Here is a 17,983-nt window from a genome sequence, read left to right on the forward strand (position 1 = left end):
GTCAGGATCACCGTGATCGGTGGCACCCCCAGGGTAAAGGACGGGCAAAGCGGCCCGCGGGTGAGGGCCTCGACCCCGAGACGAGTACCCCTGGGGCGGCGTCGCATGATGTGCCGGGCGACGGAAAAACCGCCCCGGCGCCGACGGCGATGCCGGCGGGCCGGAGCGGCGTGCGTCCGAAACGGCGGGAGGTCAGCGCACCCGCCCGTACCAGACGCTCCTGGTCCAGATCTTCTGCAGGCGCACCACGTCCCCGGTCTTGGGCGCGTGCCACAGCTTGCCCGAGCCGGCGTAGATGCCCACGTGGTAGACGTACGAACCCGAGTGGAAGAAGACCAGGTCCCCCGGTTTGCGCCTGGACGCCGAGACGTGGGTGGACCGGTTGTACTGCTGCGCCGCGGTGCGGGGCAGGGTCTTGCCCGCCTTCTTGAACGAGTACAGGGTCAGTCCCGAGCAGTCGAACGCGTAGGGCCCGGTGGCGCCGTACCGGTAGGGGGCTCCCTTCTTGGAGGCCGCCACCTTCAGGGCCTTGGAGCCCAGGGTGGCCGCCTGTGCCTCGGCCGCCAGGCCGGGAGCGGCGACGCCGCCTCCGAACGCGGCGAAGGTCAGGACCGAGGCGGTTCCGGCCCGGGTCAGCAGGGACGGGACTCGATTGGGCACGGTCATGCACAACCCTTCGACAGCCGCCTGTGAAGGATGACCTGTCGGATTCGGGCCGCGAAGTAGCCCGGCCGCCCGAAGGCGGCTTCACCCCAAGGACCGCGCGGAACGAGTTCCGGCGGCCCGTCGTGCTCGGGTCCTCCACTCCTGCCGATCCACTCCTGTCGACCCGTCGCCCGGCCGGCGGCAGGATTCGGCGTCCGCCCGGGCCGCCCCGCCGCGGTGGCGGGGGCTTGTCGTCGGGAGGATCTTCACGCACCAACGGCCCGGGATCATCTCTGGAGGGCGTGTTGTGGACTTCGTCACCATTGGGCTGTTCGGGTGGACAAAGTGGCCTGTATCCCCCGGTAACCATTTCTTACGAGGCTCTCACCAGCGGCACTACGGCCGACCGGCGCCGGCGTCCAGGCGAACGGGGCAAATCGTGGGGTCCGTCGGAAGGACCAGCGTCTACGCCGAACGACGGTACTTCGTCTGGTGCGTTTGAGAGGCGGCGCACCGGGGTGGCGGCGGGGCCACGACCGGGGGCACGCGGTGTACGCGCCGCCGCGCGGCGGCCGCGCGCCGCGCCCTTCCCGGCCTCGGCGCCGTTAACGCCGTCGAAACGCACCGCCGCTAGCCTCCGGGCACGCCAACGGGCCACTGCCGAGGGGGACGCCGTGCGACTGACTCCGCACGAACAGGAGAGGCTGCTCATCCATGTGGCGGCCGACGTCGCCGAACGGCGCAGAGCCCGAGGGCTGCGGCTCAACCACCCGGAGGCGGTCGCGCTGATCGCCTCCCACGTGCTGGAAGGCGCCCGTGACGGCCGCACCGTCGCCGAACTGATGCGCTCCGGCCGCACCGTGCTCACCCGGGACGACGTCATGGACGGCGTCCCCGAGATGATCCCCGACGTCCAGGTCGAGGCGACCTTCCCGGACGGCACCAAGCTGGTCACCGTCCACGACCCGATCGTCTGACGAAGAGGGGCCGCCGTGATACCCGGAGAGTTCGTCCTCGAGGACGCGCCCGTGATCCTCAACGAAGGCCGCGAGGTCACCCGCACCACCGTGCTGAACGTGGCCGACCGCCCCGTGCAGGTCGGCTCGCACTACCACTTCGCCGAGGCCAATCCCGGCCTGGAGTTCGACCGCGCGGCCGCGCGGGGCCGCCGCCTGAACGTGGCCGCCGGAACCGCCGTGCGGTTCGAACCGGGCATCCCCGTCGAGGTCGAGCTCGTGCCGCTGGCCGGACACCGCGTGGTGCCCGGCCTGCGCGGGGAGACCGGGGGCCCGCTCGATGCCTGAGACGCCTCCCGGCCGGCGGATGCCGCGCGCCGCCTACGCCGACCTGTTCGGCCCCACCACCGGCGACCGGATCCGGCTCGCCGACACCGACCTGCTGGTGGAGATAGAGGAGGACCGCTGCGGCGGCCCCGGCCGCGCCGGGGACGAGGCGGTCTTCGGCGGCGGGAAGGTGATCCGGGAGTCCATGGGCCAGTCCCGGACCACCCGGGCCGAGGGCGCCCCCGACACCGTGATCACCGGCGCGGTGGTCCTCGACCACTGGGGGATCGTCAAGGCGGACGTCGGCATCAGGGACGGCCGGATCACCGCCCTCGGCAAGGCCGGCAACCCGGACACCATGGACGGCGTCCACCCCGACCTGGTGATCGGCCCCGAGACGGAGATCGTCGCCGGCAACGGCCGGATCCTCACCGCCGGAGCCGTCGACGCGCACGTCCACTTCATCTGCCCGCAGATCGCCGACGAGGCCCTCGCCTCCGGCGTCACCACCCTCGTCGGCGGCGGCACCGGGCCTGCCGAGGGCTCCAAGGCCACCACCGTCACCCCCGGGCCGTGGCACCTGGCCCGGATGCTGGAGGCGATGGAGGCGTACCCGCTCAACATCGGCCTGCTCGGCAAGGGGAACACCGTCTCCCAGGAGGCGCTGCTCTCCCAGATCCGCGGCGGCGCCGTCGGCCTCAAGCTGCACGAGGACTGGGGATCGACCCCCGCCGCGATCGACGCGGCCCTCACCGCGGCGGACCGCACGGGCGTCCAGGTCGCCCTGCACACCGACACCCTCAACGAGGCCGGCTTCGTCGGCGACACCCTCGCCGCGATCGCCGGACGCGGCATCCACGCCTACCACGCCGAGGGCGCGGGCGGCGGACACGCCCCGGACATCATGACCGTGGTGTCGCACCCCAACGTGCTGCCCAGCTCCACCAACCCGACCCGGCCCTTCACCGTCAACACCACCGAGGAACACCTCGACATGCTGATGGTCTGCCACCACCTCAACCCGGCCGTCCCCGAGGACCTCGCCTTCGCCGAGTCGCGGATCCGCCCCTCCACCATCGGCGCCGAGGACGTCCTGCACGACCTGGGCGCCATCTCGATCATCTCCTCCGACTCCCAGGCCATGGGCCGGGTCGGCGAAGTGATCCTGCGGACCTGGCAGACCGCCCACGTCATGAAGAAGCGGCGCGGCCCGCTGCCCGGCGACGGCCGGGCGGACAACCTGCGCGCCCGCCGCTACGTCGCCAAGTACACGATCAACCCGGCCGTCGCCCAGGGCATGGCGGCCGAGATCGGCTCGGTGGAGCGCGGCAAACTGGCCGACCTCGTGCTGTGGGAACCGGCGTTCTTCGGCGTCAAGCCCCATCTGGTCCTCAAGGGCGGCCAGATCGCCTACGCGCAGATGGGCGACGCCAACGCCTCCATCCCCACGCCGCAACCGGTGCTTCCCCGCCCGATGTTCGGGGCGCTCGGGCGCGCCCCGGCCGCCAACTCGGTCAACTTCGTCGCCCCGGCGGCGATCGAGGACGGACTGCCGGAACGGCTCGGCCTGGGCAAGCGGTGGGCGGTGATCGACTCCACGCGGCAGGTCACCAAGGCCGACATGCGGGTCAACGACGCCCTGCCGGACGTGCGGATCGACCCCGACAGCTTTGCCGTGCACATCGACGGACAGCTGGTCGAGGCGACGCCCGCTGTCGAACTGCCCATGGCCCAGCGGTACTTCCTCTTCTGAGCGCGGGAGCGCCGATGAACCGCGCCGCACTGCTCCTGCTGGCCGACGGACGCTTCCCCGCCGGAGGCCACGCGCACTCCGGCGGCGCGGAGGCCGCCGTCCGCGCGGGCCGGATCACCGACGCCGCCTCGCTGGAGTCCTTCTGCCGGGGCCGGCTGCACACCGCCGGCCTGGTCGCCGCCTCCCTCGCCGCGGCGGCGGCGCTCGGCGTGGAGCCGGCGGAACTGGACGAGGCCGCCGACGCGCGCACCCCGTCGCCCGCCCTGCGCGACACCGCCCGCCGGCTCGGACGGCAGCTGCTGCGGGCCGGCCGGGCGACCTGGCCGTGCCCCGAACTGGAGGCCCTGGCGCGGGAGTTCGCCCGGGGAGCCCACCAGCCGGTGGTGCTCGGCGCGGTCGCCCGCGCGGCCGGACTCGGGCCGCGGGACGCCGCGTACTGCGCCGCCTACGAGAGCGTGGGCGGACCCGCCACCGCGACGGTCCGGCTGCTGAGCCTGGACCCGTTCGACGCCACCGGGGTGCTCGCCCGGCTCGCCCCCGAGACCGACCGCGTCGCCGGCCACGCGGTGCGGGCGGCCCGCGAGGCGCTCACCGACGGGGTGGACGCGCTGCCCGCCGCCTCGGCGCCGCTGCTCGAGCTCTCGGCCGAGGCCCACGCCGCGCGGGGGAGCCGCCTGTTCGCCTCCTGACGCCACGCCACGCCACGCCACGCCGCCCCGCCACGCCACGCCGCCCCGCCGACCGTCCCTCCTCCTCGCCGTCCCGTCCCCGAAGGAGCCCCGCCCATGCACCTGCACCGCCACCACGACGGCCTCGGGGGATCCGGCGCCGCCGCCCACCGCCCCGACGGGACGCGCCGCGCGCTGAGACTCGGGCTCGGCGGTCCGGTCGGCTCGGGGAAGACCGCGACGGTGGCCGCGCTCTGCCGGGAGCTGCGGGGAGAGCTGTCGCTGGCCGTCGTCACCAACGACATCTACACCCGCGAGGACGCCGAGTTCCTGCTGCGCGAGGCGGTGCTCCCGCCCGAGCGGATCACCGCCGTCGAGACCGGGGCCTGCCCGCACACGGCGATCCGCGACGACATCTCCGCCAACCTGGAGGCGGTGGAGGACCTGGAGGAGCGCAACGGGCCGCTCGACCTGATCCTGGTCGAGTCCGGCGGCGACAACCTGACCGCCACCTTCTCCCGGGGACTGGTGGACGCCCAGATCTTCGTGATCGACGTGGCGGGCGGCGACGACATCCCGCGCAAGGGCGGCCCCGGCGTCACCACCGCCGACCTGCTGGTCGTCAACAAGACCGACCTGGCGCCCCACGTCGGTGCCGACCTGTCCCGGATGGCCGCCGACGCCGAGGCACAGCGTGCCGAACTGCCGATCGTCCTCCAGTCGTTGCGCGGCGAGGCCGGGGTCGCCGAGGTCGCCGCCTGGGTCCGGGAGCGGCTGGCCGCGTGGCGGGCCTGACCACGGACCCCGGCCCCGGGGCCGCCGGGGTGCGGGCGCACGCGCGGATCGCGGCGCGGCCCGACGGCCGCGGTGGCACCGCCCTGCCGGTGCTCGCCGGGGACGGCCCCCTCGCCCTGCGGCGGACCCGGGGCACGGGGGACGAGGCGCGGGTGACGGTGGTCGGCGCGATGAGCGGACCGCTGGGCGGCGACCGGTTCCTGCTGGAGGCGGAGGTCGCCAAGGGGGCCCGGCTGCGGGTCGGTTCGGCCGCCGCCACGCTCGCACTGCCCGGTCAGGGCGAGGACCGCGCCCGGTACGAGACCCGGCTGCGGGTCGGCGCGGGCGGCTCGCTGCGCTGGGAACCCGAGCCCCTGATCGCGGTGCGCGGCAGCGACCTGCGGGTCCTCACCCGGGCCGAGGTGGCGACGGGCGGCCGGCTGGTGTTCCGGGAGGAACTGGTCCTCGGCCGCCACGGCGAGCCGCCCGGCACGCTCGCCTCGCGGCTGACCCTGCGGGTGGGCGGGCGGCTCCTGCTCGACCAGGACCTGGCCTGCGGCCCCGGCGCCCCGGGCGGCTGGGACGGGCCCGCGGTGCTGGGCGGCCACCGCGCGGTCGGCCAGGTGCTCCTGGTGGCGCCGGAGTTCGCCTCCCGCGCCCCGGAGCCCCGCCTCTTCGGCGAAACCGCCGCCCTGGTCCCGCTCGCCGGGCCCGCCGCCCTGATCACCGCCGTCGCCCCCGACGCCCTGACCCTGCGCCGCCTCCTGGACGAGGCCACGGACGAGGCGCTCGGCGCGGCGAACGGCGACGACCGCGCGGCGGCCACCGGTGGGTGGCCGCCGTGAGGGCGAGGGCGCGGTGAGCTCGCTCCTCGGTGACCGGTGCGGCGGGGCACACCAGGGCGACGCGGGCGGACGCGTTTCGTCCGCCCCCGTCGGGCGGCCGGCCGAGCTGCCGGGCACGGCCGGCCGCGCGGCGGGCCTCGGCGGCGCCCCCCTGGCGTCACGCCGGGGCGGTCAGGACCCTCTCCAGGGCCGCGAGGGCGCCGAGCAGCTGGTCCTCGGTGACGGTGAGCGGGGGAGCGACGCGGATCGTGGAGCCGTGGGTGTCCTTCACCAGGACGCCCTCGGCCAGCAGCCGCTCCCCGATCTCCCGGCCCGTGCCCAGCGCGGGGTCCACGTCGATCCCCGCCCACAGGCCGCGCGTCCGGAAGGCCCGGACCCCGCGGCCGACCAGCGGCGCCAGGCCGTCCCGCAGCACGATGCCCAGCTCGGCCGCCCGACGCTGGTACTCGCCGGTCTCCAGCAGCCCCACCACCGCGGAGCCCACCGCCGCCGCCAGCGGGTTGCCGCCGAACGTCGAGCCGTGGGTGCCCGGGCCCAGCACGCCCAGCACCTCGCGCCGGCCCACCACCGCGGACACCGGCACGATGCCGCCGCCCAGCGCCTTGCCCAGCAGCACCAGGTCCGGCGTGACCTCCTCCAAGTCCACGGCCAGCGTGGAGCCCGTCCGCCCCAGCCCCGACTGGATCTCGTCGGCGACGAACAGGCACCCCGCCCGCCGGGTGATCTCCCGGACCCCCGTCAGGTAGCCGTCGTCCGGCACGATCACCCCCGCCTCGCCCTGCACCGGCTCCAGCAGCACCGCCGCCGTCGACTCGTCCACGGCCGCCTCGAGCGCGGCCAGGTCGTTGTACGGGACGATCCGGAAGCCCGGCGTGAACGGGCCGAATCCGGCCCGGGCCGACTCGTCGGTGGAGAAGCCCACGATCGTGGTCGTCCGGCCGTGGAAGTTGTCGGCGGCGACCACGATCGTCGCCCGGTCCTCGGGGACGCCCTTGACCTCGTAGGCCCACTTGCGCGCCACCTTGACCGCGCTCTCCACCGCCTCGGCCCCGGTGTTCATGGGCAGCACCATCTCCTGCCCGGTCAGCGCCGCCAGCCGCTCCGCGAAACCCGCGAGCTGGTCGTTGTGGAACGCCCGCGAGGTCAGCGTGAGACGGTCCAGCTGCCGGTGGGCCGCCTCCACCAGCACCGGATGGCGGTGGCCGAAGTTGAGCGCCGAGTAACCGGCGAGCAGGTCGAGGTAGCGGCGGCCCTCCACGTCCTCCACCCAGGCGCCCTCCGCCCGGGCCACCACCACCGGCAGCGGATGGTAGTTGGGTGCGAGGACGGCCTCCTCGGCACGGATCAGCCCGGCGGAGTCCCGCCTGCCGCCTGGTGCGGAGCCGGGGCCGGAGCCGGGGGAGTCGATCCCGCGGCCGTCGGGGTCGCCGGGGCGGCCGGAGGGAACGGTGGGCGCGGTCATGATCGGACCTCCAGGGTGCAGCACTTGATGCCCCCGCCGGCCTTGCGGAACTCCGACAGGTCGACGGGGACGGGGACGTAGCCGAGGCGCGCCAGCTCCTCGCCCAGGGCGACGGCCCCGGGCGCGACGAACACATGACGTCCGTCGGAGACGGAGTTCAGACCGAAGGCCAGCGCGTCGCCCAGCGTGGCGATCACCGCGTGCGGGAACAGCCGCTCCAGCACCTCGCGGCACTCCGGCGCGAAGGCGTCCGGGTAGTAGGCGACGTTCTCGTCGTCGAGGGCGAACAACGCGGTGTCGAGGTGGTAGAAGAACGGGTTGACCAGCCGCAGCCCCACCACCGGAACGCCGAACAGCTCCTCGGCCTCCCGGTGCGCCTCCGGTGTGGTGCGGAACCCGGTGCCCGCCAGCACGCGGCCCCCCACCGGCACCAGGTCGCCCTCGCCCTCGCACACCGACCGGGCCCGCCGCACCGGGACGCCGGCGTCCTTGAGCCACAGCTCGTAGTGGTCCGCCTCGCCCCGCCGCTGGGGCGCGTGGAACACCGACCCCAGCGCCCGCCCGCCGAGCACGAGGGCCGCGTTGGCGGCGAACACCATGTCGGGCAGCCCCGGCGCAGGCGGCAGCGTCTCCACCACATGGCCGTGCGCCCGGAAGGAGGCCACCAGCGACTCCCACTGCCGGTGCGCGCGGCGGACGTCGACCTCCTCGTCCGGATGCATCCAGGGATTGATCGCGTAGGACACGTCGAAGTGTCGGGGCTCGCACATCAGGAAGCGCCGGGGGCGCGACTGTCGTCTCACGGCCATGCCCCCACGTTAGGAAGAGGGCAAAGCGCCGACAAGCGACCAAGCGGGGTGTTCCGGCGCGGATCGCACCTGTCCGCCCCGGGGAGCGTTCCGGCATGCCGGGCAACCATGTCCAAATGTGCGAACAGCTCCTACACTCCACCTTCATGCTGCGCGCCCTCGCCGTCGACGACGAACGCCCCTCCCTGGGCGAACTGCTCTACCTGCTCGACTCCGACCCGCGGATCGGCAAGGTCGAGGGCGCCGGCGACGCGACCGAGGCGCTGCGCCGCATCACCCGCGCCCTGGAGTCGGGACCCGACGGCCCCGAGGCCATCGACGTGGTCTTCCTCGACATCCAGATGCCCGGCCTCGACGGCCTCGAGCTCGCCCGCCTGCTCACCGGCTTCGCCAGCCCGCCACTGGTCGTCTTCGTCACCGCGCACGAGGACTTCGCCGTGCGGGCCTTCGACCTCAAGGCGGTCGACTACGTCCTCAAGCCGGTCCGCCGCGAACGCCTCGCCGAGGCGGTCCGCCGGGCCCACGAGCTGCGCGCCGCCCGCATACCCGTGCACGAACCCGAACCGGACTCCATCGCCGTCGACCTCGGCGGGGTGCGGCGGCTGGTCCAGGTCGAGGACATCACCCACGTCGAGGCCCAGGGCGACTACGCCCGGCTGCACACCTCCGGCGGCAGCCACCTGGTCCGCGTCCCGCTCTCCACCCTCGAGGAGCGCTGGCAGCCCCACGGCTTCGTGCGCATACACCGCCGCCACCTGGTCGCCCTGCGCCACATCGACGAGCTCCGCCTCGCCGCCGGAACCGTCAGCGTGCTGGTCGGGGACGTGGAACTCCAGGTCAGCCGCCGTCACGCGCGCGAACTGCGCGAACTGCTGATGCGCCGCGGCGCCGCATAGGAAGCCGGCCCGCACCATGCCCCACGACCCCGGCCAGGCCCCCGAGCGCCCCGCCCCCGGCCGTCCTGCCCCCGCCGCCCCCACCCGGGTGACGGTCACCGGACCGCCGCGCCGGCACCGCGGCCCCGCCCACCGGACCGCCTACCGCCCCCGTACCGAGATCCACGAGCAGACCACCCTCGGTCACACCTACGTCCGCTCGCTGATGCGCACCCAGCTGCGCTCCGCGCTGACCGTCTTCGCCGTGCTCGTCGCCATCGTCCTGCCGCTGCCGCTGGTCTTCGCGGCCGTGCCGCACGGCCGCGCCCTGGAATGGACGGTCCTCGGCTTCTGCCTCTACCCGCCGCTGGTGCTGCTCGCCCGCTGGCAGGTGCGCCGCGCCGAACGCCACGAGCGGGACTTCGTGCGGCTCGTCGAGGACCAGGACCGCTGACGGAGAACCCGTGACGCACCGATGAACGAAAGCTACGCGGTGGCCGCCGTCGCCCTGGTGGTGGTCGCCACCGCCCTGGTCGGCGCCTTCGGCCTGCGTGTCTCGCGCACCACCTCCGACTTCTACGTCGCCTCGCGCACCGTGGGCCCGCGCCTGAACGCGGCCGCCATCAGCGGCGAGTACCTGTCCGCCGCCTCCTTCCTGGGCATCGCCGGACTCGTCCTCGTCCAGGGGCCCGACATGCTCTGGTACCCCGTCGGCTACACGGCCGGGTACCTCCTGCTGCTGCTCTTCGTCGCCGCCCCGCTGCGCCGCTCGGGCGCCTACACCCTCCCCGACTTCGCAGAGGCCCGGCTGGGCTCGCCCGCGGTGCGCAAGCTGGCCAGCGGCTTCGTCGTCGGGATCGGCTGGCTCTACCTGATGCCGCAGCTCCAGGGCGCCGGGCTCACCCTGAAAGTCCTCACCGGCGCGCCCGGGCAACTGGGCTCGGTGATCGTCGCCGTGGTGGTGGTCGCCAACGTGGCGGCCGGCGGGATGCGCTCCATCACCTTCGTCCAGGCCTTCCAGTACTGGCTCAAGCTGACCGCGCTGCTCGTCCCGGTGCTCTTCCTGGTGCTCGCCTGGCAGGGCGACGGCGCGCCGACCCGGGCGTTCGACGAACCCGCCGCCTTCCGCGAGCACCGCACCGTGCGCGTCCAGGACACCGTCGACATCCGCCTCGCCGAGCCGCTCACCGTCACCGTCCACGGCCGCGTCGACGGCCGCCCGCACGATGGCGAACGGGTCGCCCTGCCCGCCGGCCCGCACACCGTCGAGGCCGGCGCCCGGCTCGGCTTCCCCGCCGGGGCCGCCGTGCCGGTCGCCCAGGGAGCCGGTGCCGGCGGCGACGCCGCCCTCGCCGACAGTGGCGGCCCCGCCGGACAGAAACGCCCCCTGTACGCCACCTACGGGCTGATCATCGCCACCTTCCTGGGCACCATGGGCCTGCCGCACGTCGTGGTCCGCTTCTACACCAGCCCCAACGGGGTGGCGGCCCGCCGCACCACCGTCGCCGTGCTCGGCCTGATCGGCGCCTTCTACCTGCTGCCCCCGGTCTACGGGGCGCTCGCCCGGATGTACGCCCCCGAGCTCGTCCTCACCGGCAGCACCGACGCGGCCGTGCTCCTCCTGCCGGACCGCATGATCGGCGGCGTCGGCGGCGACCTGCTGGGCGCGCTGATCGCCGGCGGGGCGTTCGCGGCGTTCCTGTCCACCGCCTCCGGGCTCACCGTCGCGCTCGCCGGGGTCATCGCCCAGGACGCGCTGCCCTCCCGCGGCATCCGCCACTTCCGGATGGGCGCGGTGACGGCCATGGCGGTGCCCCTCGCGGCGAGCGTACTGGCCGGACGGCTGCCGATCGCCGACGCGGTCGGCCTCGCCTTCGCGGTCTCCGCGTCCTCCTTCTGCCCGCTGCTGATCCTCGGCATCTGGTGGCACCGGCTCACCCCGCCCGGCGCCGCCGCCGGAATGGTGGTCGGTGGGGGCTCGGCGCTCGCCGCCGTCTCCGTCACCCTGATCGGCCACCACCCGACGGCCGGCGTCCCCAACGCCCTGCTCGCCTGGCCCGCCCTGTGGACGGTCCCGCTGGCCTTCCTGACCATGATCGCCGTCTCGCTCGCCACCCCCGGCCGGATACCGCCGGGCACCGGCGCCGTCCTCGCCCGCTTCCACCTGCCCGAGGAGATCGGCGGGGGACCCGCCCGGAAGGAGAACGCGGTATGAGCGCCCTCGGCGGCTTCCTCGCCGGCGTCTGCGTGGCCCTGCTGCCGCTGACCGCCGCCGGCTTCTGGCTGGGCCGCCGCACCGCCCGGCGCTCCGGCCGCTCGGCCTCGCTGGCCGGCCTCGGCACCCCCGTCGAGCACGCCACCTTCGAGACCCTGCACACCGCCTCGCTGGCCGCCCCGCCGCTGCGCGCCGGCCTCACCGAGGAGACCGCCCGCCGCGCCGCCCGCCGGCTGCGCTCGCTGCTGGGCACCGACGCGCTGTGCCTCACCGACCTCGACCGGGTCCTGGTGTGGGACGGCGCCGGCGCCCACCACCGCGCCGAGATCATGGAACGCCTCGCCGGCCCCCTGGAGAGCGGCCGCGGCGAGGCGTTCCGGCTCGGCTGCGCCACCCCCGACTGCCCGCTGCGCTGGGCGGTCGTCGCCCCGCTCACCGTCGACGACCGGGTGCACGGGGCGCTGGTCGCCTGCGCGCCCAGGGAGTCCGCGGTCCTGGTGCGGGCCGCGGGCGAGGTCGCCCGCTGGGTCTCCGTCCAGCTGGAGCTCGCCGACCTCGACCGGTCGCGCACCCGGCTGATCGAGGCGGAGATCAGGGCGCTGCGGGCCCAGATCTCGCCGCACTTCATCTTCAACTCGCTCGCCGTGATCGCCTCCTTCGTCCGCACCGACCCGGAGCGGGCCAGGGAGCTGCTGCTGGAGTTCGCGGACTTCACCCGCTACTCGTTCCGGCGGCACGGCGACTTCACCACCCTCGCCGACGAGCTGCACGCCATCGACCACTACCTGGCACTGGTCCGCGCCCGCTTCGGCGACCGGCTGGCGGTGACCCTGCAGATCGCGCCCGAGGTGCTGCCGGTGACACTGCCGTTCCTGTGCCTTCAGCCGCTGGTGGAGAACGCCGTCAAGCACGGCCTCGAGGGCCGCGGCGACCGGTGCGGGATCGGCATCACGGCCCGGGACGAGGGCGCGGAGGCCGTCGTGGTGATCGAGGACGACGGCGTCGGCATGGACCCCGAGCTGCTGCGGCGGATCCTCGCCGGGGACGCCGGGCCCACCGGGGGCATCGGCCTGTCCAACGTGGACGACCGGCTCCGGCAGGTCTACGGCGACGAGTACGGGCTGGTCATCGAGACGGCCGAGGGCGCCGGCATGAAGGTCACCGTGCGGCTGCCGAAGTACCAGCCGGGCGTGCACCCGGCCGGTCCGGGAACCGGTGGCCTCCTGCGAGGGTGAGAAGGGGGGCCCGCGGGGCACCATGGGGGTAGCGGACCTGAGGAGGTCGCGATGCCCTCGATGCACGGCTCCGGCATACCCGGAAGCGCCAAGACCATGGGAGCGCTCACCATGGGCGGTCTCGTCGTGGTGACGGCCTACTCGGTGGCCCTCGGCAGCAACGGCTGGCTGTGGTTCGGCTGGGTGGTGCTCGGTGCCCTGTTCCTGGCCCTGCTGGCCACGCGCGACACCTGACCGGCAGGGTGCGGGCGGGCCCCGAGCTCCTCGACCGCCCTCAGCTCTGGCGGGCCGACCCAGCCCGCAGGGAGGCCAGGTAGGCGTTGTACGCCTCGAGCTCCGCGTCGCCGTCGCGGTCGGCGGCGCGGTCCTTGCGGCGGGCCTGCCGCTGCTCGGAGCCGTACCACTGGAACAGCAGCGCGATCAGCACCAGCACGGACGGGATCTCGCTGAACGCCCAGGCGATGCCGCCCGCCGCGTTCAGGTCCTCCATCGGGTCGATGCCCAGCGAGGCCGGCGGGTGGGCGAACGCGCCGATCATCGGCGTGGACGCCATCATCAGCGCGATGCCGAAGAAGGCGTGGAAGGGCATGCCGGCGAAGAGCTCCAGCATCCGCATCAGGTGTCCCGGGCGGTGCGGGCCCGGGTCGACGCCCATGATCGGCCAGAAGAACACCACGCCCACCGCGAAGAAGTGCACCATCATCGCGATGTGCCCCAGGTAGGACCCCATCAGCGTGTCCACCAGCGGCGTGAAGTACAGCGCGTAGAGGCTGGCGATGAACATCGGGATGGTGAACAGCGGATGCGTGACCACCCGCATGTACCGGCTGTGCAGCAGCTTCAGCAGCAGCTCGCGCGGGCCCAGGGTGCCGCGCGCCGCCACCGGCAGGGCGCGCAGCGCCAGGGTGACCGGGGCGCCCAGCAGGATCATGATCGGGGAGAGCATGCTCAGCACCATGTGCTGCACCATGTGCACGCTGAACATGACCATGCCGTAGTCGTTCAGCCCGGTGCACATCACCAGCACCACGCTCAGCACGCCGGCGACGAACGACACCGTCCGGCCGACCGGCCACCGGTCGCCCCGGCGCGTCATCCGGACCACGCCCCAGCCGTAGAGCAGCAGCCCGAGCAGGCAGGCGACGAGGAAGAAGGCGTCCGGCGACCAGGCGAGCCCCCGGCCGAGCGTGAACGGGGGCAGATCCATGGCGCCGTGACCGCTGTGGTCCATCCGCCGGCTCCTGTTTCGTGGGGGTTGTGCAAATCTGTCCGCACCAGACTAGAACCGCCCCCGGCCGTGCCGGCGGCCGGGGGCGGTTCACCTGCGAGTCACCGACGGGTCGCAGGTGTGCGGGGGTGACTCAGGTCACCGGGTGCGGCTCACAGAACCGGGTGCGGATCACGGAACCGGGTGCGGATCACAGAACGGTGGGAGCCTCGGCGTAGCGCTCCTCCGGCACCGTCTTGAGCGAGGCGACGGCCTCGGCCAGCGGGACGGTGACGATGTCGGTGCCGCGCAGCGCGGTCATCCGGCCGAACTCGCCGCGGTGCACGGCCTCCACCGCGTGCCAGCCGAAGCGGGTCGCGAGAACCCGGTCGTAGGCGGTCGGGGTGCCGCCGCGCTGCACGTGGCCGAGGATGACCGGACGGGCCTCCTTGCCGAGGCGGTGCTCCAGCTCCACCGCCAGCAGGTTGGCGATGCCGGCGAACCGCTCGTGGCCGAAGACGTCCTTGGCGCCCTCCGCGAAGTCCATGGTGCCCGGGGCGGGCTTGGCGCCCTCGGCCACCACGACTATCGCGAACCGCTTGCCGGCCTCGAAGCGCGCGCCGACCCGCTCGGTCAGCTCCTTGATGTCGAAGGGTCGCTCGGGCACCACGATCGCGTGGGCGCCGGCCGCCATGCCGGAGTGCAGGGCGATCCAGCCGGTGTGGCGGCCCATCACCTCGACGATCAGGACCCGCTGGTGGGACTCGGCGGTGGTCTTCAGCCGGTCCAGCGCGTCGGTCGCCACGCCCACGGCGGTGTCGAAGCCGAAGGTGACGTCGGTGACCGCGATGTCGTTGTCGATGGTCTTCGGGACGCCCACGATGGGCAGACCGTTGTCGGACAGCAGGCGGGCGGCCTTCAGGGTGCCCTCGCCGCCGATCGGGATGACGGCGTCGAGACCGAGGTCCCGCAGGTGACCCTTGGCCCGCTCCACGCCGTCCCGGAGGTCCTCGGGGCGGACGCGGGAGGAGCCGAGGATGGTGCCGCCGCGGGCCAGGATGCCGCTGACGTCGTCGAGGTCGAGCTTGACGTGATCGCCGTCCAGCAGACCGCGCCAGCCGTCGAGGAAACCGATCACCTCGTCGCCGTGGGCGTCGACGGCGCGGTGGACGACGGAGCGGATGACGGCGTTGAGGCCGGGGCAGTCGCCGCCGGAGGTGAGCACACCAATGCGCATGGCGCGATAGACCTTCTCGATGGGGGACGGCACCGGACCGCTTCGTCCGGCTTGATGCCGCCACCCTACCGGCGTAAAGGCTCCCGGCCGAACCCGGCGTCCGACAGCCGGACACCCCCGCTCACCTGTGCGGATGCCCCGTCAAACGGGCTCTTCGCAGGTGGGATCGGGGGTGTCGGGGGAGACGCTCGCGCAGCCGTTCCGGCGGGCCGTCAGGCCGGCTGGGTGGCCGCCGCGATGCGCTCCTGACGCAGCGCCTCGTACCACCGGTCGTCGACCGGCGGGAGGGCGTTGACGTCGAGGGCCAGCTTCAGCAGGTGGTCCGCGATGTGCGGGTTGCGGGCCAGCACGGGACCGTGCATGTAGGTGCCGAAGACGGTCTCGTTGTACGCGCCCTCGGTGCCGTCGCCGGTTCCGTTGCCGTTGCCGATGCGGACCCGGGCCAGCGGCTTGGCGCCCTGGCCGACATGGGTCACGCCCTGGTGGTTCTCGAAGCCGGTCAGCGGGGGCAGGCCCAGCCGCGGGTCGATGTCCGCGAGGACGTCGCCCACGCAGCGAACGCCCTCGCCGCGCACCGAGACCACGTCGAGCAGGCCAAGGCCCGGCTCGCGCTGGCCGAGGTCGTTGATGAACTCGTGGCCCAGGATCTGGTAGCCCGCGCAGACCGAGAAGACGATCGCGCCGTTGCCCACCGCGCGCTCCAGGCCGCCGTCGCGGCGCAGACGCTCCGCGGCGAGGCGCTGCGGGCGGTCCTCACCGCCGCCGATCAGGTAGATGTCGCCGGAGGTCGGCACCGGCTGGTCGCTGCGCACGTCGATCCGGGCCACGTCCAGACCGCGCTGGCGGGCCCGGCGCTCCACGACGAGGGCGTTGCCCTGGTCGCCGTAGGTGCTGAGCAGATCCGGGTAGATCCACACCAGCCGGAGTTGGCTGTCACTCATGAGTCGGTCCTCGAACTGTGAGTCGCTGATCAGTCGCTGGAGGTGGTTCAGTTGCCGACGCGGCGGCGCAGATCCTGGAAGGCGGTGTAGTTGGCGATGACCTCGATCCGCCCGGGCGGAGCCAGGCGGACCGCCTCGTCGAGGTTCTGGCACACCTGGAAGTTCTGGTTGGCGACCTCCAGGCGCACCGCCAGGTCCAGCTTGCGGTCGCCGAGCACGAAGATCGGGTGACCGTTGAGCCGGCTGTAGTCGACGTCCCACAGCCAGGAGGTGTCGGTGCCGTCGGCGGACCGGGCGTTCACCGACAGGATGACCGGGGTCGGCGGCGGGTCGATCAGCGAGAACGTCTCCAGCCAGCCCGCCGGGTTCTTGGCGAGCAGCAGGCGCAGGTCGCGGCCCTGGAACTGGACGGTGTCGTACCGGCCGGCCACCGCCTGCACGTGCGACATGCGCTCCAGCGCCACGTGCGGGGGCACGCCGAAGACGGCGGCGACCGCGGCGGAGGAGGCGGCGTTGGCGCGGTTGGCGCGGCCCGGCAGCTGGAGGTGGATCGGCCAGGCGCTGCCGTGCGGGTCCAGCACCTGATCGCCGGAGAGCGCCCAGCTCGGCGTCGGACGGCGGAAACCGCACTCGCCGCAGAACCAGTCGTCGCCCGGACGCTGCAGCACACCGCCGCAGGACGGGCAGGACCAGGCGTCGTCCTTCCACATCTGCCCGGCCGCGACCCAGATCACGTTCGGCGAGGAGGAGGCCGCCCAGACCACCAGCGGGTCGTCGGCGTTGGCCACGACCACGGCCTTGGTGCCGGCCAGGCCCTCGCGCCAGTGCTCGGCCAGCATCCGGGTCTCCGCGGCGCGGTCCAGCTGGTCGCGGGAGAGGTTGAGCAGCGCGACGCACTTGGGGTCGGTCTCGCGGGCGACGGTGATCAGGTACTTCTCGTCGACCTCGATGACGCCGAACCGGGCCTCGTCGTCACGGTCGGCCAGGGCCGAGGTGATGCCGGCGGGCATGTTGGCGCCCAGCGCGTTGGAGACCACCGGGCCGGCCGCGCGCAGTGCCTCCGCGATCAGACGGGTGGTGGTGGTCTTGCCGTTGGTCGCCGAGACCAGCGTGACGTCCAGACCATGCGCCAGCCGGGCCAGGAGCTCGGGGTCCAGCTTCAGCGCGACCCGGCCGCCGATCACCGAGCCGCTGCCGCGTCCTGCCGCCCGCGAGACGGCCGCGGCGGTCTTGCCCGCCGTCACGGCCAGCTTGGCCCGCGGCGAGAGCGGGTCCGAGGTGCCTGCCATCAGTTCTCGATCCTCCTTGCGTACGCGCCGCGCGTGAGTCCCGGCAGCGTGTGGTGGCCTCAGCCTACCGAGATCCGTTCACCCGGCCGAATATCGGAATCGCACCGTGACCGGCGGTGACGGGGGAAGGACGGAGGGGCACGCGGGACCGGGACTGCCTGCCCCGACCGTACCCTGACCGGCATGCGACACGGTTCGATCCCCGGCGCCCACGGGCGCGTGCGACCCCTCACCCTGCACGGGGACCCCGTGCTGCACAGCCCTTGCCGGGAGGTGACGGAATTCGGTCCTGACCTCGAACGGCTGGTCGAGGACATGTTCGCCACCATGTACGCGGCGGAGGGTGTGGGCCTCGCGGCGAACCAGGTGGGGGAGGGGCTGCGGGTCTTCGTCCACGACTGTCCGGACGACGAGGATGTCCGCCATCTCGGTCATCTGGTGAATCCGCGGCTGGTGGAGGCCGACGGGGTGACGGTGCGTGGGCCGGAAGGGTGTCTGTCCCTGCCGGGTCTCGAGGCCGGGACGCCGCGGTTCGACCGGGCGGTGGTGCGGGGGTTCTCCGTCACCGGTGAGCCGGTGGAGGTCGTCGGCACGGGATTCTTCGCGCGGTGCCTGCAGCACGAGTGCGACCACCTCGACGGGCTCGTCTACGCCGACCGCCTCACCGGCTTCCGCCGACGCCGGCTCCTGCGCAAGGCGGCCCGGGCGGTCGGGGGGTGACCGTTCTCGGCGGCTCCTGACCGCG

The 17,983-nt window shown here is 73.9% G+C and carries 19 protein-coding genes and 1 riboswitch; of the genes, 12 read left to right on the top strand and 7 right to left on the bottom strand.

The features are described from left to right. Nucleotides 1-192: 192 nt before the first annotated feature. Nucleotides 193-666, bottom strand: a complete 474-nt coding sequence (locus ABT026_RS11795; RefSeq protein WP_351114034.1) for a C40 family peptidase — start codon at nucleotides 664-666, stop codon at nucleotides 193-195. Between the two features lie 2 nt (nucleotides 667-668). Further along, nucleotides 669-869, bottom strand: a riboswitch (cyclic di-AMP (ydaO/yuaA leader). A gap of 450 nt (nucleotides 870-1,319) precedes the next feature. Here ABT026_RS11795 and ABT026_RS11800 point away from each other — a divergent pair. The 6 genes from ABT026_RS11800 (at nucleotide 1,320) to ABT026_RS11825 (ending at nucleotide 5,968) form a co-directional block, all read left to right on the top strand. Then, nucleotides 1,320-1,622, top strand: coding sequence for an urease subunit gamma (locus ABT026_RS11800; RefSeq protein WP_351114035.1), 303 nt, complete (start codon nucleotides 1,320-1,322; stop codon nucleotides 1,620-1,622). A 15-nt stretch (nucleotides 1,623-1,637) separates the two neighbouring features. After that, complete coding sequence (locus ABT026_RS11805; protein WP_351114036.1) at nucleotides 1,638-1,949, top strand: urease subunit beta; 312 nt, start codon at nucleotides 1,638-1,640, stop codon at nucleotides 1,947-1,949. A 19-nt stretch (nucleotides 1,950-1,968) separates the two neighbouring features. Next, a complete protein-coding gene (locus ABT026_RS11810) occupies nucleotides 1,969-3,681 on the top strand; it encodes an urease subunit alpha (protein WP_351114084.1) in 1,713 nt (570 codons plus the stop codon). Nucleotides 3,682-3,695: 14 nt separating this feature from the next. Next, a complete protein-coding gene (locus ABT026_RS11815) occupies nucleotides 3,696-4,370 on the top strand; it encodes an urease accessory protein UreF (RefSeq protein ID WP_351114038.1) in 675 nt (224 codons plus the stop codon). Between the two features lie 96 nt (nucleotides 4,371-4,466). After that, the gene (gene ureG / locus ABT026_RS11820) at nucleotides 4,467-5,144 is read left to right on the top strand and encodes an urease accessory protein UreG (RefSeq protein WP_351114039.1); all 678 of its coding nucleotides are present in this window, start codon (nucleotides 4,467-4,469) and stop codon (nucleotides 5,142-5,144) included. Continuing rightward, nucleotides 5,132-5,968, top strand: coding sequence for an urease accessory protein UreD (locus ABT026_RS11825; protein ID WP_351114040.1), 837 nt, complete (start codon nucleotides 5,132-5,134; stop codon nucleotides 5,966-5,968). The genes ureG and ABT026_RS11825 overlap by 13 nt, the downstream gene beginning before the upstream one ends. Before the next feature lie 157 nt (nucleotides 5,969-6,125). On the opposite strand, the gene rocD is transcribed toward ABT026_RS11825, so the two are convergent. Next, the gene (gene rocD, locus ABT026_RS11830; protein WP_351114041.1) at nucleotides 6,126-7,430 is read right to left on the bottom strand and encodes an ornithine--oxo-acid transaminase; all 1,305 of its coding nucleotides are present in this window, start codon (nucleotides 7,428-7,430) and stop codon (nucleotides 6,126-6,128) included. Next, nucleotides 7,427-8,239, bottom strand: coding sequence for a dimethylargininase (gene ddaH, locus ABT026_RS11835; protein WP_351114042.1), 813 nt, complete (start codon nucleotides 8,237-8,239; stop codon nucleotides 7,427-7,429). Before ddaH ends, rocD begins: the two co-directional genes overlap by 4 nt. Before the next feature lie 146 nt (nucleotides 8,240-8,385). Here ddaH and ABT026_RS11840 point away from each other — a divergent pair, with 146 nt between their 5' ends. Genes ABT026_RS11840 through ABT026_RS11860 form a run of 5 tightly spaced genes read left to right on the top strand, consistent with a single transcriptional unit; the run spans nucleotide 8,386 to nucleotide 12,798 of the window. Continuing rightward, complete coding sequence (locus ABT026_RS11840; RefSeq protein WP_351114086.1) at nucleotides 8,386-9,135, top strand: LytR/AlgR family response regulator transcription factor; 750 nt, start codon at nucleotides 8,386-8,388, stop codon at nucleotides 9,133-9,135. 16 nt (nucleotides 9,136-9,151) lie between these two features. Then, nucleotides 9,152-9,568 (top strand): hypothetical protein, encoded by a 417-nt coding sequence (locus ABT026_RS11845; RefSeq protein WP_351114043.1) that lies wholly within the window; start codon nucleotides 9,152-9,154, stop codon nucleotides 9,566-9,568. A gap of 21 nt (nucleotides 9,569-9,589) precedes the next feature. Continuing rightward, nucleotides 9,590-11,329 (top strand): sodium/solute symporter, encoded by a 1,740-nt coding sequence (locus tag ABT026_RS11850; protein ID WP_351114044.1) that lies wholly within the window; start codon nucleotides 9,590-9,592, stop codon nucleotides 11,327-11,329. Beyond that, nucleotides 11,326-12,564: a sensor histidine kinase gene (locus ABT026_RS11855; protein ID WP_351114045.1), complete on the top strand. Its 1,239-nt coding sequence runs from the start codon at nucleotides 11,326-11,328 to the stop codon at nucleotides 12,562-12,564. The genes ABT026_RS11850 and ABT026_RS11855 overlap by 4 nt, the downstream gene beginning before the upstream one ends. 51 nt (nucleotides 12,565-12,615) lie before the next feature. Further along, nucleotides 12,616-12,798, top strand: a complete 183-nt coding sequence (locus ABT026_RS11860) for a hypothetical protein (protein WP_351114088.1) — start codon at nucleotides 12,616-12,618, stop codon at nucleotides 12,796-12,798. A gap of 40 nt (nucleotides 12,799-12,838) precedes the next feature. Here ABT026_RS11860 and ABT026_RS11865 read toward each other — a convergent pair whose 3' ends face one another. The 4 genes from ABT026_RS11865 to ABT026_RS11880 form a co-directional block, all read right to left on the bottom strand. Next, nucleotides 12,839-13,795, bottom strand: a complete 957-nt coding sequence (locus tag ABT026_RS11865) for a cytochrome c oxidase assembly protein (RefSeq protein WP_351114046.1) — start codon at nucleotides 13,793-13,795, stop codon at nucleotides 12,839-12,841. A gap of 187 nt (nucleotides 13,796-13,982) precedes the next feature. After that, nucleotides 13,983-15,008: a 6-phosphofructokinase gene (locus tag ABT026_RS11870; protein WP_351114087.1), complete on the bottom strand. Its 1,026-nt coding sequence runs from the start codon at nucleotides 15,006-15,008 to the stop codon at nucleotides 13,983-13,985. Nucleotides 15,009-15,220: 212 nt separating this feature from the next. Beyond that, a complete protein-coding gene (locus ABT026_RS11875) occupies nucleotides 15,221-15,949 on the bottom strand; it encodes a type 1 glutamine amidotransferase (protein ID WP_351114047.1) in 729 nt (242 codons plus the stop codon). A gap of 47 nt (nucleotides 15,950-15,996) precedes the next feature. Beyond that, nucleotides 15,997-17,238, bottom strand: a complete 1,242-nt coding sequence (locus ABT026_RS11880) for a MurT ligase domain-containing protein (protein ID WP_351114048.1) — start codon at nucleotides 17,236-17,238, stop codon at nucleotides 15,997-15,999. Between the two features lie 183 nt (nucleotides 17,239-17,421). Between ABT026_RS11880 and def the strand changes: the two genes are divergently transcribed. Continuing rightward, nucleotides 17,422-17,958 carry a peptide deformylase gene (gene def, locus ABT026_RS11885; RefSeq protein WP_351114049.1) on the top strand — a complete coding sequence of 179 codons (537 nt, stop codon included), beginning with the start codon at nucleotides 17,422-17,424 and terminating at the stop codon, nucleotides 17,956-17,958. The last annotated feature ends 25 nt before the right edge of the window (nucleotides 17,959-17,983 follow it).

Source organism: Streptomyces sp. NPDC002734 (assembly GCF_040295685.1).
Lineage (GTDB): Bacteria > Actinomycetota > Actinomycetes > Streptomycetales > Streptomycetaceae > Streptomyces.